Source organism: Micromonospora sp. NBRC 110037, assembly GCF_001652995.1.
In the GTDB taxonomy this organism is placed as follows: Bacteria; Actinomycetota; Actinomycetes; order Mycobacteriales; family Micromonosporaceae; genus Micromonospora; species Micromonospora chalcea.
This window is the reverse complement of the sequence record NZ_BBVA01000011.1, coordinates 113,463-127,883: the sequence shown is the minus strand read 5'-3', so window position 1 is coordinate 127,883 and position 14,421 is coordinate 113,463. Positions and strand designations below refer to the sequence as shown.

Annotated in this window: 12 protein-coding genes; 8 read left to right on the top strand and 4 right to left on the bottom strand. The window is 74.3% G+C overall.

Translation table 11 applies throughout. The features are described from left to right. Positions 1-13: 13 nt before the first annotated feature. Complete coding sequence (locus tag A4R25_RS32260) at positions 14-964, bottom strand: N-acetylmuramoyl-L-alanine amidase (RefSeq protein WP_373888019.1); 951 nt, start codon at positions 962-964, stop codon at positions 14-16. Positions 965-1,733: 769 nt separating this feature from the next. Between A4R25_RS32260 and A4R25_RS27200 the strand changes: the two genes are divergently transcribed. Together A4R25_RS27200 and A4R25_RS27195 are read left to right on the top strand one after the other, a co-directional pair. Next, positions 1,734-2,642: a hypothetical protein gene (locus A4R25_RS27200; protein ID WP_231915647.1), complete on the top strand. Its 909-nt coding sequence runs from the start codon at positions 1,734-1,736 to the stop codon at positions 2,640-2,642. 384 nt (positions 2,643-3,026) lie between these two features. Then, complete coding sequence (locus tag A4R25_RS27195; protein ID WP_064448533.1) at positions 3,027-4,064, top strand: aminotransferase class V-fold PLP-dependent enzyme; 1,038 nt, start codon at positions 3,027-3,029, stop codon at positions 4,062-4,064. A gap of 29 nt (positions 4,065-4,093) precedes the next feature. On the opposite strand, the gene A4R25_RS27190 is transcribed toward A4R25_RS27195, so the two are convergent. Continuing rightward, the gene (locus tag A4R25_RS27190) at positions 4,094-5,266 is read right to left on the bottom strand and encodes an acyl-CoA dehydrogenase family protein (RefSeq protein ID WP_043324984.1); all 1,173 of its coding nucleotides are present in this window, start codon (positions 5,264-5,266) and stop codon (positions 4,094-4,096) included. Positions 5,267-5,353: 87 nt separating this feature from the next. Between A4R25_RS27190 and A4R25_RS27185 the strand changes: the two genes are divergently transcribed. The 6 genes from A4R25_RS27185 (at position 5,354) to A4R25_RS27160 (ending at position 11,615) form a co-directional block, all read left to right on the top strand. Beyond that, on the top strand, positions 5,354-6,007 hold the full coding sequence (locus tag A4R25_RS27185; RefSeq protein ID WP_043324983.1) for a TetR/AcrR family transcriptional regulator: 654 nt from the start codon (positions 5,354-5,356) through the stop codon (positions 6,005-6,007). A 48-nt stretch (positions 6,008-6,055) separates the two neighbouring features. Further along, positions 6,056-7,498 (top strand): aldehyde dehydrogenase family protein, encoded by a 1,443-nt coding sequence (locus tag A4R25_RS27180; RefSeq protein WP_064448532.1) that lies wholly within the window; start codon positions 6,056-6,058, stop codon positions 7,496-7,498. Beyond that, complete coding sequence (locus A4R25_RS27175; RefSeq protein ID WP_231915646.1) at positions 7,495-8,571, top strand: alcohol dehydrogenase catalytic domain-containing protein; 1,077 nt, start codon at positions 7,495-7,497, stop codon at positions 8,569-8,571. Before A4R25_RS27180 ends, A4R25_RS27175 begins: the two co-directional genes overlap by 4 nt. Before the next feature lie 89 nt (positions 8,572-8,660). After that, positions 8,661-9,296, top strand: a complete 636-nt coding sequence (locus tag A4R25_RS27170; protein WP_223201133.1) for a transcriptional regulator — start codon at positions 8,661-8,663, stop codon at positions 9,294-9,296. Positions 9,297-9,429: 133 nt separating this feature from the next. Next, on the top strand, positions 9,430-10,998 hold the full coding sequence (locus A4R25_RS27165) for an MFS transporter (protein ID WP_064448531.1): 1,569 nt from the start codon (positions 9,430-9,432) through the stop codon (positions 10,996-10,998). A gap of 11 nt (positions 10,999-11,009) precedes the next feature. Next, entirely contained in the window at positions 11,010-11,615 is a 606-nt protein-coding gene (locus A4R25_RS27160; RefSeq protein ID WP_064448530.1) for a TetR/AcrR family transcriptional regulator, read from the top strand. A gap of 24 nt (positions 11,616-11,639) precedes the next feature. Here the strand turns inward: A4R25_RS27160 and A4R25_RS27155 are convergent, their stop codons facing one another. Then, positions 11,640-13,559, bottom strand: a complete 1,920-nt coding sequence (locus A4R25_RS27155) for a helix-turn-helix domain-containing protein (protein ID WP_064448548.1) — start codon at positions 13,557-13,559, stop codon at positions 11,640-11,642. A 14-nt stretch (positions 13,560-13,573) separates the two neighbouring features. Beyond that, complete coding sequence (locus A4R25_RS27150; protein WP_064448529.1) at positions 13,574-14,356, bottom strand: 3-hydroxybutyrate dehydrogenase; 783 nt, start codon at positions 14,354-14,356, stop codon at positions 13,574-13,576. Between the last annotated feature and the right edge of the window lie 65 nt (positions 14,357-14,421).

The window sequence follows — 14,421 nt, the reverse complement described above, 5'->3', positions numbered from 1 at the left end:
GGGGACGTGCCGGCTAGACGCGGGTGACGCGGACGGCGTCGGCGATCACGTACCCGGTGCTGCCGGACCACCGGCTGACACCGACCTTGTTGGCGTCACCGGCGGCCAGGGTGAAGGTGCCCAGTGACCGCCACGCACCGCCGTTGGCGCCCTGGTTCACCGCTACCGTCTGGTTGCCGCTCGTCGTCGCGACGATGTACGGCGTGGAGGTGTTGTAGCCGGCGACGGCCGGATACCAGACCTCCACCCGGTAGGTGGCCGTCGCCGGGATGTTCACCTTGTACCAGGCGGTGTCGCTGGCCGCGACGGGGTTGGCGTACCGGTAGTCGGCACCGTAGCGCTGCGCCGAGTACGTCGAGGTGCCCCAGTTGGCGCTCGCGGTGAACCGGCCGGCGGTGGTGTTGTCCACGATCGTCGACCAGGCGGTCGGCGGGGGAGTGGTGCCGCCGGTGACGAGCTGCATGTAGTAGGTCCAGTTCCAGTTCGACCCCGGGTCGGTGTGCGTGGCGCCCGGCACCTGGTTGTGCCCGATGATGTTGGTGCGGGTCTTCGGGATGCCGTACTTGTCGCACAGGAAGCGGGTCAGCGCCGCCGACGACCGGTACATCGCGTCGGTGTACCAGGAGGCGTTGTCGACGTACCCCTCGTGCTCGATGCCGATCGACTGGGTGTTGTAGGTCCAGTTGCCGGCGTGCCAGGCGATGTCCTTGTCCCGCACCATCTGGGTCACCGCGCCGTCGGAGGAGCGGAGCAGGTAGTGCGCGCTGGTGCCGGCGGCGGCGTTCTGGAACCAGCTGATCGAGCCGGCGTAGCTGCCCTGCATGGTGTGGATGACGATGTAGTTGACCGGGTACGCCGACTCGCGGCTGGAGACCGTGTAGTTGGACGAGTTGGCCGGCACCCATGCGGCCGGGCCGTAGTCGGTGCTCAGGGTGCCGAAGTCGCCGGTGCCCAGCGGCGCCACGGCGGCGTACCGGCCCCGCTGCGGCGCCACCGGACGGCCGTCCACGCTGACCTCGCCGCCGGCGGTGGTAGCGATGAAGCCCCGGGCGAGCAGGTCGTACACGGCGTCCGCGTACAGCCGGGCGGTGGCCGCGTCCGTCGAGCCGCCGTAGCGGGCGATCGGGCCGTACCACTGGTTGACGTCGTCGCGCTGCGCCGCGGTCAGCCCGGCCTCGTCGGCGTAGGAGCGCAGCACAGCCGCCGCGCCGGCCACGTTCGCCGCGTCCCGGGTACGCAGGTCGGCCCGGTCCAGCCGGGTCCGGCGTGCGGCCTCGTCCAGCGTCCGTACCTTCGGGTTGCTGGTCAGGTGCATCACGCCGTATCCGCCGGAGGCGCTGGGCTGCCCGCCGTGACCGTCCAGGCGGGTCTCGGCGTACCCGAGCGCGGCGAGCAGGTCGCGCGGCACGTCGGAGCCGGCGGCGGCCCGGTCGAAGGCCGCGGCGAGCGGTGGCGCGGCGAGCGGCTGAGCGCCGTGCGCAGGCGCGGCGTGGGCCGGCTGGCCGGTCAGGCCGATCATGAGGATCACGGCTCCGCCGAGCAGGTGGCTCACCCGGCGCGAGGGTCTCCGAACTGTCACGTCACTCCTCGTCGACTGCATGGGGCGACTGGCTCCCGTCGCCGGTTCGCCGCACCTTATAGCGTGACGTTCGTCTATGTCGATACCTTGCGTCGAAGGGCGGTTTCGTGAAGACTTCCTTCAGATGCGGAGCTGTCCCCGTACCGTCGCGGTCTTGCCCGCCGCGCCGCGGCCGGGCAGCATCGTGCGGATGCCGCCCACCGACCTGCTGCTCGTCCGTGACCTGGTGCCCGACTTCCTGGCCCGCGCCGAACGGTCCGGCCCGCCGTGGACCTCCCGCTACCTGGCCGGGCACCCGGACGTGGTCCGGGCGCTGCGCCGCGACGGCGGCTGGTCCGACGCCGCCGGCGTGGCCGCCGCCCTGGACGGGCTCCGCGACCGCGCCACCGAGCTGGCGGCACGAGCCGAGACGGTACGCGCGCTGCTGCCCGGCGGCGTCGCGGCGGTGGCCGACGCGCTGGGCTGGTCCGGCGACGGCGGGCCGGTCGAGTGCGTGGTGCTGGTCGGGCGCAACCAGGCCAACGGCTGGGCCGGTGAGCTGAACGGCAGGTACGCGCTCTTCCTCGCCGTGGAACAGCTCGGCCCGCCCGAGGATCTCGACCTGCTGGTACGGCACGAGGCCGCGCACGTGGTGCACGACCGCGGCGCCGCGATCCGCGACTGGCCCGAGTACGGGGTGGCGAACGCCCTGTTCACCGAAGGGCTCGCCACCCAGGTGACGGCGGAGCTGGACCTCGGGCGGCCGGACGAGGAGTACCTCTGGTTCGGCCGGCCCGGCCACCGGCAGTGGCTCGACGAGTGCCGCCGCCGGTGGCCGGAGATCCTGCGCCGGGTCCGCGCCGACTTCGACGCCACCGACGTCGAGCACCACGCCCCGTACTTCCTGATGCGGGACTCGCCGCTGGCCGGCGGCCTGCCCAAGCGGTGCGGCTACCTGGTCGGCCTGACCGTGGTACGACACCTGCGCCGCCACCACTCCCTGCGAGACCTGGTCACCTGGCCCCTGCCCCGGGTCCGCGAGGAGCTCACTGCCGCACTCCCCAACCTCCCCCCACCCCCCTGACCCTCCCCACCCCACCGCGTCGATCATGAAGTTGACGGCACCTGACGTCCGATTTGTCGCCGCCAACTTCATGATCGACGGGACGGGGAGTTGGTGCGTTGGTGCCCCCGCCTGGCCCCGCGATCTTGCACGTTCCGCCCCTCGCCCTCGTTCCGCCGCGCGATTTTGTACATCTCGCCGCCCCCAACGCCCTCGTTCTGCCGCGATCTTGCAGCTTCGGCCCCACCGAGGGCCTGTTTGCCCCGATTCGCCGGGGCCGAAAGTGCAAGATCGCCGGGGTCGGGCGGGCCGGGCGGGGGCGGGCGTGGGGGTGGGCGGTGCGGGGGCCACGGGGGTGGGATTGGTGGTGTCGGGGGTGGGGTGGGGGTGGTTAGCGTCGGGGGCATGGAGCTGGAGCAGGCACGGAAGTTGTGGCAGCCGGAACCGGGCTGGTTGAACACCGCCACCTACGGGCTGCCGCCCGAGCCGGTGTGGGACGCCGTGCAGCGGGTGCTCGCCGACTGGCGGGGCGGACGGGTGTCGTTCGAGGTGTGGGACGAGTCGGTGGACCGGTCCCGGGCCGCGTTCGCCCGGCTGACCGGCGTGGACGCCGCCGACGTGAGCATCGGTTCCGCCGTGTCTCAGCTGGTCGCGCCGATCGCGGCGAGCCTGCCGGAGGGTGCGACTGTGGTGGTGCCCGAGAGCGAGTTCACCTCGATCCTGTTCCCCTGGCTCGTCCAGCAGGAGCGCGGGGTGCGGGTCCGCGCCGTGCCGCTGGCCGGCCTGGTCGACGCGATCGACGCCGGCACCGACCTGGTGGCGTTCAGCGTGGTGCAGTCCGCCGACGGCGTCGTGGCCCCGTACGACGAGATCGTCGCGGCGGCCCGGGCGCACGGCGCCGTCGTGGTGGTCGACGCCACGCAGGCGTGCGGGTGGCTGCCGTTCGCCGCGGACCGGGCGGACGCGGTGGTGGTCGGGGCGTACAAGTGGTTGATGGCGCCGCGCGGCGCGGCCTTCGCCTACCTGGCGCCGGAGCTGCGCGAGCGGATTCGCCCGGACGCGGCCGGGTGGTTCGCGGGCAAGGACCCGCACGCCTCCTACTACGGACTGCCGCTGCGCCTGGCCGACGACGCCCGGCGCTTCGACATCTCCCCGTCCTGGCTGTGCTACGTCGGGGCCGCGCCCGCGCTGGAGCTGCTCGCCGACCTCGATCCGGAGGAGGTGCGCGCGTACGACGTGGGGCTGGCCAACCGGTTCCTGACCGGGCTGGGCCGCCCGCCCGGCGACAGCGCGATCGTCTCCGTGGACGTGCCGGACGCGCAGGAACGGCTGGCCCGCGCCGGGGTGCGCGCGGCGGTCCGGGCGGGCCGGGTCCGCGCCTCGTTCCACCTGTACACGACCGAGGAGGACGTGGACCGGGCGGTCGAGGCGCTGACCGGCTGACGGCTCCGCCCGGCGACCGCCCAGGCCACTCAGGCCAGGTGGCCGCCGATCTTCGTGTAGCCGCGCAGCAGGTCCCGGGAGATGATCAGCCGCTGCATCTCGTCGGTGCCCTCGAAGATCCGGTAGAGCCGGACCTGCCGGTACCAGCGTTCGATCGGCAGCTCGCGGGTGTAGCCCATGCCGCCGTGGATCTGCAGCGCGCGGTCCACCACCCGGTTGACCATGCCGGCGCCGTAGAGCTTGCCCATCGAGGAGGCGTGCCGGGGGTCGAGGCCCTGGTCGACCGTCCAGGCCGAGCGCAGGATCAGCCAGCGGGCCGCCTCCAGTTCGGTCTCCGAGTCGGCGATCATCCACTGGATGGCCTGGTTGGTGGCGATCGGCGCGCCGAACGTCTCCCGCGTGTTGGCGTGGTCGATCGCCATCTGGAGGACTCGTTCGGCGATGCCGACGGCGTGCGACGGGATGGTGTAGCGGCCCTTGCCGATCCACTCCATGCCGAGCGTGAAGCCCTGCCCGATCTCGCCGAGGATGTTGCGGTGCGGCACCCGTACGCCGTCGAAGATCAGCGAGGCCGGGCCGCCCTCGCCCATGGTCTGGATGAACTCCGAGCGCCAGCCCATCGCGCGGTCCACCAGGAAGGCGGTGGCGCCGCCGCGGCGGGCGCCCTTCTCCGGGTCGGTCACGGCGACCACGATGGCGAAGTCGGCGTCGTTGCCGTTGGTGATGAACGTCTTCTCGCCGTCGAGGATCCAGTCGTCGCCGTCGCGGCGGGCGCGCAGCTTGATGTTCGCCGCGTCGGAGCCCGCGCCGGGCTCGGTGATGGCGAAGCAGGAGATCCGTTCCCCCTCGATGGTGGGGATGAGGAACTCGCGCTTCTGCTCCTCGGTGGCGTGGAACAGGATGTTGTCGGCTTCGCCGCCGAACCGGAACGGCACGAAGGTGCGGCCCAGCTCGGTCCAGATCAGCGACTGCATGACCGCCGGCAGCGCCATGCCGCCGTACTCCTCCGGGGTGGCCAGCCCCCAGAAGCCGAACTTCTTCGCCTTGAGCTGCAGTTCGCGCAGCTCGGAGCGGTCGAGGCCGGGCTGGTGGGCGCGCTCGCGGCGCAGCACCTCCGCCTCCAGCGGCATCACCTCGCGGGTGACGAACGTGCGAACGGTGTCCCGGATCGCGCGTTCCTCGTCGGACAGTGCGAAGTCCACGGTTCCCCCTCAGGTCGACTGGCTATAAACTAGCGCTGGAAGTTTTCCCGCGTCCAGACCCGATGTCGAAAGGAGGATGATGATCAGGTGCCCCGACCCCGACAGGCCCTGCTCACCCGCGACCGGATCGTCGAGACCGCGCTGGCGCTGATCGACGCCGACGGGCTGGACGCGCTCTCCACCCGGCGGCTCGCCGCCGCGCTGGGCGTACGCGGCCCCTCGCTCTACAACCACTTCGCCACCAAGGAGGAGATCCTCGACGCGGTGGCCGACGGCGTCGCGGCGACCGTGGACATCGGCGTCTTCGACGAGTACGAGTGGCTCGACGCGCTCGGCCGCTGGGCGCGCTCGTACCGGGCCGCGCTGGCCGCGCACCCGAACATCGTGCCGTACCTGGCGCAGGGGCCGGGCCGCCGTCCGGCCGCGCTCGCCATGGCCGACGCGGTCTACGGCGCGCTGGTCCGGGCCGGCTGGCCGCCCGCGCGGGCCACCCACATCGGTGCCGCGATGCGCTACTTCGTGGCCGGGTCCGCGCTCGGCTCGTTCGCCCGCGGCTTCGTCGAGGACCCCTCGCTCTACGCCGCGCACCCGCACCTCAACCAGGCGCACCGCCTCGCCGGCCACCAGCGCAGCGTGGACGAGGGGGCGTTCGCGCTCGGCCTGGACGCGCTGCTGCACGGCCTCGCCGCCGAGTACGCGGCCACCGTCGCCCCGCTGGAACGGGTCGGCGGTCCGGAGTAGCGTCCAAACTCCCACCGCTAGTTTCCACCGCCGCCCCCGAAGGACGCCATGGATCTCGCCGCCGCCCCGCCCGCCCTGCTGACGCGCCGCCACCTGCACATCGCCGGTGACTGGGCCGACCCGTCGTCGGACGACACCGTCCCGGTGGAGAACCCGGCCACCGCGAGCATCATCGGCGAGGTGCCGGCCGGTACGCCGGCCGACGTGGACCGCGCGGTCGCCGCCGCCCGCGCCGCGTTCCCCGGCTGGGCCGCAACCGCCCCCGAGCAGCGGGCCGCGCACCTGGACCGGCTGCACACCGCGCTCGCCGCGCGCGCCGACGAGATCGCCCGCACCGTGGCCACCGAGCTGGGCACCCCGCTCAAGCTCGCCACCCGCGTCCAGGCCGGGCTGCCGCTCAAAGTGCTGCGGAGCATGGTCGACCTGGCCGCCCGCCCGGCCGCCGAGCACACGGTCGGCAACTCGCTCGTCGTCCGCGAGCCGGTCGGCGTGGTCGGCGCGATCACCCCGTGGAACTACCCGCTGCACCAGGTGGTCGCGAAGGTCGCGCCCGCGCTCGCCGCCGGGTGCACAGTGGTGCTCAAGCCCAGCGAGCTGACGCCGCTCACCGCGTACCTGCTGTTCGACGCGATCACCGACGCCGGCCTGCCGCCCGGCGTGGTGAACCTCGTGCCCGGCACCGGCCCGGTGGTCGGCGAGGCGCTGGCCGCGCACCCCGACGTCGACCTGGTCTCGTTCACCGGCTCCACCGCCACCGGCCGGCGCATCGCCCACCTGGCCGCCGAGCGGATCGCCCGGGTGTCGCTGGAACTCGGCGGCAAGTCCGCGAACATCGTCCTGGCCGACGCCGACCTGCCCACCGCGGTCAAGGTCGGCGTCGGCAACGCGCTGCTCAACTCCGGGCAGACCTGCACCGCCTGGACCCGGATGCTCGTACACCGCGACCGCTACGACGAGGCCCTGGACCTGGTCGCGGCGGCGGTGGCCGGCTACCGGCTCGGCGACCCCTTCGACCCGGCCACCCGGCTGGGCCCGCTCGCCTCCGCCGCGCAGGCCCGGCGGGTACGCGACCACGTGGACCGGGCGCTCGCCGACGGCGCCCGGCTCGTCGCCGGCGGACCGGACGCGCCGCTGCCGCCGCAGGGGCACTTCGTCGCGCCCACCGTCTTCGCCGACGTGCACCCGGACAGCGCGCTCGCCCAGGAGGAGGTGTTCGGCCCGGTGCTCGCGGTGATCCCGTTCGCCGACACCGACGAGGCGGTCGCCATCGCCAACAACTCCCGGTACGGGCTGGCCGGCGCGGTCTGGTCCGCCGACCCCGACGCGGCGCTGGCGGTGGCCCGGCGGATGCGTACCGGTCAGGTGGACGTCAACGGCGGCGCGTTCAACCCGCTCGCCCCGTTCGGCGGCTACAAGCAGTCCGGCCTGGGCCGGGAACTGGGCGCGTACGGCGTGGAGGAGTTCACCGAGCTGAAGGCGATCCAGCGGTGAGGGCGCTGGTGGTACGCGGCCGGGGCGAGACCCCGGCGGTCGAGGAGGTACGCCTGCCCGCGCCCGGCCCGGGCGAGCTGCGGGTACGCATCCGCGCCGCCGGCATCTGCCACTCCGACCTGGCCATGGTGGACGGCACGCTGGCGCCCGCGTACCCGCTGGTGCTGGGCCATGAGGCGACCGGCGTGGTGGCCGAGGCCGGGCCGGACACGACGATCGCGGTCGGCACGCCAGTGGTGCTCAACTGGGCGCCGGCCTGCCGGGACTGCTGGCACTGCCGGCACGGTGAGCCGTGGCTCTGCGCGGCCAATCCTAACCCGTCGACACCCCGGGGTGAGACGGCCGCCGGTGAGCCCCTCGCGGTCACGCTCGGGCTCGGCGCGCTCGCCGAGGAGGTGGTGGTGCCGCAGCGCGCCGCCGTACCGGTGCCGGCCGGGCTGCCGCCGGAGCAGGCCGCGGTGCTGGGCTGCGCGGTGCTCACCGGCGTCGGCGCGGTCCGCAACACCGCGCGGGTCGCGCCCGGCGAGTCGGTAGCGGTGATCGGGCTCGGCGGGGTGGGCCTGGCCGTGCTGACCGCCGCGCGGCGGGCCGGCGCGTCGCCGATCCTCGCCGTGGACGTGGTGGAGGCGAAGCGGGACCTGGCGCTCGCGGCCGGGGCCACCGACTTCCTGCGCTCCGACGACACGCTGGGCAAGCAGATCCGGGCGCGCACCGACGGGCGCGGCGTGGACCACGCCTTCGAGTGCGTCGGCCGGTCCGCCACCATCCGCGCCGCCTGGCGGGCGACGCGGCGCGGGGGAGCGGTCACCGTGGTCGGCATGGGCGGCAAGGACGACATGCTCAGCCTCTCCGCGCTGGACATCTTCCACTCCGCCCGCACGCTGCGCTCCTCGGTGTACGGCTCGACCGACCCGGACCGGGAGGTGCCGGAGCTGGCCGCCGCGCTCGCCGCCGGTGATCTCGACCTCGGCCCGCTGGTGAGCGGCACGGTGCCGCTGGCGGAGGCGCCCGAGGCACTCTCGCGGCTGTCCCGTGGCGAGGGCGCCCGCTGGGTGGTGACCTTCCCGGACTGACCGGCGGCGGCCGGATCCGCCGTCGGCGCATCCGGATCGGCCGGTGCGAGCGAACCCCTGGGTAGGAGAGCTACCCGGGGGTACGTCCGTTGCTGACCGAGAACATGCCGGCCGGGGCCGCCGAGACGGCCCGCAAACGGCTGACCGCCGCCGCCGAGGACCTGGACGACAACCAGGTCGCCGGGCTGCTGCTCGACCTGGCCGCCGAGGCCGGCGTGGTGCCCGCCTGGGAACAGGTCTGCCTGCCGCTGCTCGGCTCGCTGCGCGGCGACAGCGCCGCCGAGATCGCGATGGAGCACGCCCTCTCCGAGGGGCTGCGGGTCGGGCTGGACGTGTTCGGCCGCGAGCCGACCCGGCCGCTGCCCGCCCAGGGTGTGCTGCTGGCCGGCGCCGAGCACGAGACACACTGCCTCGGGCTGCACGCGCTCGCCGCGGCGCTGCGCGAGCGCGGGCGCGGCGCGCTGCACCTCGGCCCGGCCCTGCCCTGGTCGGCGCTGGCCAGCGCGGCGGCGCGGGTCCGTCCGCGGGTGGTGGTGGTCTGGTCGCAGACCCCGGTGACCGGCCGCGCGTACCGCCTGGTCCGGCTGCGGCGGGACCTGCCGGGGGTACGGGTGCTCGCCGCCGGCCCGGGTTGGATCGAGCCGTTCCCGCCCACCTCGGCCGTGCCGCAGCGCCTCACCACGCTCGGCGAGGCCACGCTGGCCTGCCTGCGTAGCGCCGCCTGACGCCGAGAAGTGATCTGGCACACATTCGATACGAACCGGTTCCGTATCGAAATCCTCGCGCCTACGCTCGTCACCGTTACGAGTCTGGCCCGTATCGTATTTCGACGCGGGGGAGCCGGGGGGAGAACCTGCAGTGGAACCACACGGGAACACCGGACACCCGAGGAGGTGGGCGATCCTCGGGGTGCTGGTGATCAGCCTCCTCGTGGTCGTCCTCGACAACACCATCCTCAACGTCGCGCTGCGCACCCTCGCCGACCCGGTGCACGGCCTCGGCGCCACCCAGGGCGAGCTGGAATGGGCGATCAACTCCTACACGCTCGTCTTCGCCGGGCTGCTGTTCACCTTCGGCGTGCTCGGTGACCGGCTCGGCCGCCGCCGCTTCCTGGTCCTGGGCCTGGCGCTGTTCGGGCTGGCCTCGCTGCTGTCCGCGTACGCGCAGGACCCGGCCCAGCTCATCGCGGCCCGCGCGCTCATGGGCGTCGGCGGCGCGGCCATCATGCCGGTGACGCTCTCGATCATCTCCAACGTCTTCGACCCGCGTGAGCGGGCCAAGGCGATCGGCGTCTGGGCCGGCGCGGTCGGCCTCGGCGTGGCGATCGGCCCGGTGCTCGGCGGCGCGCTGCTGGAGCGCTTCTGGTGGGGCTCGGTCTTCCTGATCAACGTGCCGGTGGTGGCGCTCGGCGTGGTGCTGGTCGCGGCCCTGGTGCCGGAGTCCCGCGACCCGAAGCCCGGCCGGGTCGACGTGCCCGGAGTGCTGCTGTCGGTGGTCGGCCTGGTCGCGCTCACGTACGGCATCATCGACGGCGGCGAGCACGGCTTCGACCGGCCGCAGGTGTGGGTAGCGGTGCTGGGCGGTCTCGCGGTGCTCGGCTGGTTCATCGCCCACGAGCTGCGCAGCGACCACCCGTCGCTGGACGTACGGCTGTTCCGGGTGCCCCGCTTCGCCGCCCCGGTGGCGCTGGTCGGGCTGGTCTTCTTCGCCGCCATGGGCGTGATGTTCTTCGGCGCGTTCTACCTGCAGCTCGTCCGCGGCTACAGCCCGCTGGAGAGCGGCCTGCTGTTCCTGCCGTTCGCGGTGGCCCAGCTGATCTTCGCCCCGCGCAGCGCGGCGATGGTCCGCCGCTACGGCGGCCGGTCGGTGGCGGCGGTCGGACTGCTGCTCACCGCCACCGCGCTGGGCGCGTTCGTCTTCATCGACGCGGACACCCCGATCTGGATCTTCTCGGCGCTCGGCTTCCTCCAGGGCGCCGGCATGGCCAACATCATGCCCCCGGCCACCGAGTCGATCATGTCGTCGCTGCCCCGGGAGAAGGCCGGTGTCGGGTCGGCGGTCAGCAACACCGTGCGGCAGGTCGCCGGCGCGCTCGGCGTGGCGGTGCTCGGCTCGGTGCTCTCCGCCGTCTACCGCGACCAGGTCGCCCCGGCGGTGGCCGCCCTGCCCGCGCCGGTACGCGACGCGGCCCGCGAGTCGGTCTCCGGGGCGTACGCGGTCGCCGACCGGCTCGGCCCGGCCGCGCCGCGACTCATCGACGCGGCGAACGACTCCTTCGTCTCGGCCATGCACTGGGCCGCCGGCGTCTCGGCGGTGGTGGCCGCGCTCGGCCTCGTCATCGTGCTGCGCTGGATGCCCGGCCGGCCGGTCGCCGCCGCCGGTGGTGCGACCCCCGCCACGGACCGGGAGCTGGCCGGGGCCGCGTAGGTTCGTGGACAATGTCTGACATGACTTCCACGGCGGATGCTCCGCGGTCGCCCGGACGACCGCGGAGCACCCGCGCGGACGAGGCGATCGTGGACGCCACACTCGACCTGCTGGCCGAGGGCAACAGCGTCGAGTCGCTGAGCATCGAGGCGATCGCGGCCCGCGCCGGAGTCGGCAAGGCCACCATCTACCGCCGCTGGCCGGGTAAGGACGCGCTGCTGCTGGACGCGCTGCGCACGCTCAAGGGGCCCGCGCCGCACTGCGCCGGCCGTTCCGTCCGCGACGACCTGGTGCTGCTCGTCGGCGCCGTCGGCCAGCACGCCGACCCCCGGGCCCGCAAGATCATGCCGTGCCTGGTGCCCGAGGTGAACCGCAGCTCGGCCCACCGGCAGGCGTACGAGGCGATCGTCGAGCCGCGCCGCGAGGCGTTGCGCGGGGTGCTGCGCCGCGCGATCGAGCGCGGCGAACTCCGCGCCGACATCGACATCGAGGTGACCATGGCGCTGCTCACCGCGCCGATGCTCACCCAGCGGATGCTGCACTGGCACGCCGGGGACGAGCGGGTGGTGCCCGAGCGGATCGTGGACACCGTCCTGGACGGCCTGCGCGTCCGCTGAGACCGGGTCGCAGTGCCCGGCCGCTCAGCGAGTGGGCGTGCGCAGCCGGTGCAGGCGCAGCGCGAGCTGCACCTCCAGCGCCCGATCCGGGCGCTGCCAGTCCGCGCCGAGCAGCTGCCCGACCCGTTCCAGCCGCTGGGTGACCGTGTTCACGTGCACGTGCAGCTGCTCGGCGGCCCGGGCCAGGCTGCCGCCCACCCCGAAGTACGCCTCCAGCGTCTTCACCAGCGCCGTGCCCCGCCGGGCGTCGTAGTCCACCACCGGACCCACTGTCGCGGTGAGGAATCCGGCCACGTCCCGGTCCCCGGCGTCGCCCACCGCGCCCAGCAGCAGCCCGACGAAGCCCAGCTCGGCGGTGCTCGCCCCCTGCCCGGCCCGCCCCAGCGCGCCCAGCGCGGACAGGCAGCGCTCCGCCTCGGCGAACGTGACTGCGAGCGACGCCGGCCCGGTCGAGGGGCCGCTCGCCCCCGCCGTCACCGGCCGCCCGGTCACCCGCGACAGGTCCCGGGCCACCGCCCGGGCCGCGCCGCCCGCGTCCCGGCCCGGCAGCATCAGCACCACCCGCCCGTCGCGCGCCGCCGCCAGGCCGCCCCGGGTCGAGGCGTACGTGGTGGCCCAGGACAGCACCCGCTGCCGGGCCGAGCCGGTCTCGGCGAACGCGTCGTCACCGACCGCCACCAGCACGTGCGGCGCGTCCAGGTCCACCCCGATGCGGCGGGCCCGCGCGCGCAGCGCGTCCGCGTCGCGCAGCGGCCGGGCGATCAGGTCGTCCAGCAGCTCGCCGCGCACGCGCCCCTCCGCCTCGGCCACCGTGCGGCGGAACAGCAGCAGCAACGCGGTCACCAGCGCGGCGCGCTCCAGGATCCGCTGGTCGGCGTCGACCAGCTCGTCGTCCGGGCGCAGCACAAGCGCGCCCAGGTTCTCCGCGCCGGCCACCACCGCGGCGTACCAGAGCGGACCCCGGCGCACGCTGCGCCCCTCGGTACGCGACGCGGCGACCGCCTCCACGATGTCCGCCCGGTCCGGCTCCTCGATCTCGCCGACCCGGGCCAGCCGCCGGCCCTCGGAGTCCAGCGCCAACAGCGCGCCGCCGAGCACCTCGGTGACCGCCGCGGCCACGTCCTCCATCCCGCCGCCGCGCACCACCAGCGCGGTCATCCGGTCGTGCGCGGCGGCGGCACGCTCCACCGAGCTGCTGTGCGCCCGGATCGTGCTGTTCGCCGCCGACAGCTCGGCCAGCGCCGCCCGCGTCTCGGCCAGCAGCCGCGCGGTGTCGATCGCCACCGCCGCGTGCGCCGCCAGCGACACCAGCAGCGACACCTCCTCGCGGGCGAACGGCCGGGCCGAGCGGTTCGCCGCGTACAGCACGCCGATCACGCTGGAGCCCAGCCGCAGCGGCACGCCCAGGATGGCCACCAGGCCCTCCTCGCCCACCCCGCCGTCGATCTCGCCGGTGTGCCGGAACCGCTCGTCCTCCTGGTAGTTCGAGGTGACGTACGGCGTGCCGGTCTGCGCCACCAGGCCGCCCAGGCCGTCGCCCAGCTCCAGCCGCAGCCGCTGGAACCGGGCCGAGATCGAGCCGTCGGTCACCCGCATGTACGTGTCGCCGCGCTCCTCGTCGTTGAGCGTCATGTACGCCACGTCGGTGCCGAGCAGGATCCGCGCCCGGTGCACGATCGCGTGCAGCACGTCGTCCAGGTCGCGCAGCCCGGCCAGGTCGCTCGCGGTGTCGTACAGGCCGGACAGCTCGGTCTCCCGGCGCCGCCGCCGGGCCAGCAGCGCCCGTACCCGCAGCGCCACCACCTTCGCCTGCTCCAGCTCGGCCAGCCGGTCGGCGGGCAGCCCGGCGGCGCGCGCGGCCACCAGCGGACCCTCGAACTCGACCGCGGCCGCCTCGCGCGCCAGCAACTCCAGGAACTCCACCGGCGACGACATGACCGACATTGTGCGCGGCGCCACTAGTTCGCCGTCCAGCCCCCGTCGAGGGCGATCGAGGCGCCGGTGAGGAACGCGGCCGGCGGGGAGCACAGGTACGCCAGCAGCTCGGCCACCTCCTCCGGCTCGATCAGCCGCTTGATCGCCGCCCGGGCCAGCATGATCTTCTCGACCACCTCGTCCTCGCCGATGCCGTGCGTGGCCGCCTGGTCGGCGATCTGGCTCTCCACCAGCGCGGTCCGCACGTACGCCGGGTTGATGCAGTTGGCGGTGACGCCGTGCGCGGCGCCCTCCAGCGCGACCACCTTGGACAGGCCCTCCAGCGCGTGCTTGGCCGAGACGTACGCGGCCTTGAACGGCGAGGCGCGCAGCCCGTGCACCGAGGAGATGTTGACGATCCGGCCCCAGCCGTTCGCGTACATCCGGGGCAGCGCCCGGCGCACGAGCAGGAACGGCGCCTCGACCATCACCCGCTGGATGTACTCGAAGCGCTCGACCGGGAAGTCCTGCACCGGCGAGACGTGCTGCAGGCCGGCGTTGTTGACCACGATGTCGGCGTCGACGTCGAGGCGGTCCACCGCCGCCGGGTCGGCGAGGTCGATCCCGACCGCCCGGCCACCGGCCTCGGCGGCCACCGCCCCGGCCGCCGCCTCGTCGCGGTCCAGCACCACCACTGTCGCGCCGGCCGCCGCCAGGCGCAGGGCGCAGGCGCGTCCGATGCCGCTGCCGCCGCCGGTGACCAGCGCGGTACGGCCGGTCAGGTCGACGTGTACGACGTGGGGGACCACCACGGGTTTTGCCGTCATGGCGCATGAACGTACGAGCCGGGTGCCCCCTGGCACATGGGGCGGCGACACATACTCCACCGCCC

What these genes read in the sequence shown, in the direction of transcription:
- A4R25_RS27195 (WP_064448533.1), top strand. Translation starts at nt 3,027, where the DNA reads ATGGAGCTGGAGCAGGCACGGAAGTTGTGGCAGCCGGAACCGGGCTGG.
- A4R25_RS27180 (WP_064448532.1), top strand. Translation starts at nt 6,056, where the DNA reads ATGGATCTCGCCGCCGCCCCGCCCGCCCTGCTGACGCGCCGCCACCTG.
- A4R25_RS27160 (WP_064448530.1), top strand. Translation starts at nt 11,010, where the DNA reads ATGTCTGACATGACTTCCACGGCGGATGCTCCGCGGTCGCCCGGACGA.
- A4R25_RS27155 (WP_064448548.1), bottom strand. Translation starts at nt 13,559, where the DNA reads ATGTCGGTCATGTCGTCGCCGGTGGAGTTCCTGGAGTTGCTGGCGCGC.
- A4R25_RS27150 (WP_064448529.1), bottom strand. Translation starts at nt 14,356, where the DNA reads ATGACGGCAAAACCCGTGGTGGTCCCCCACGTCGTACACGTCGACCTG.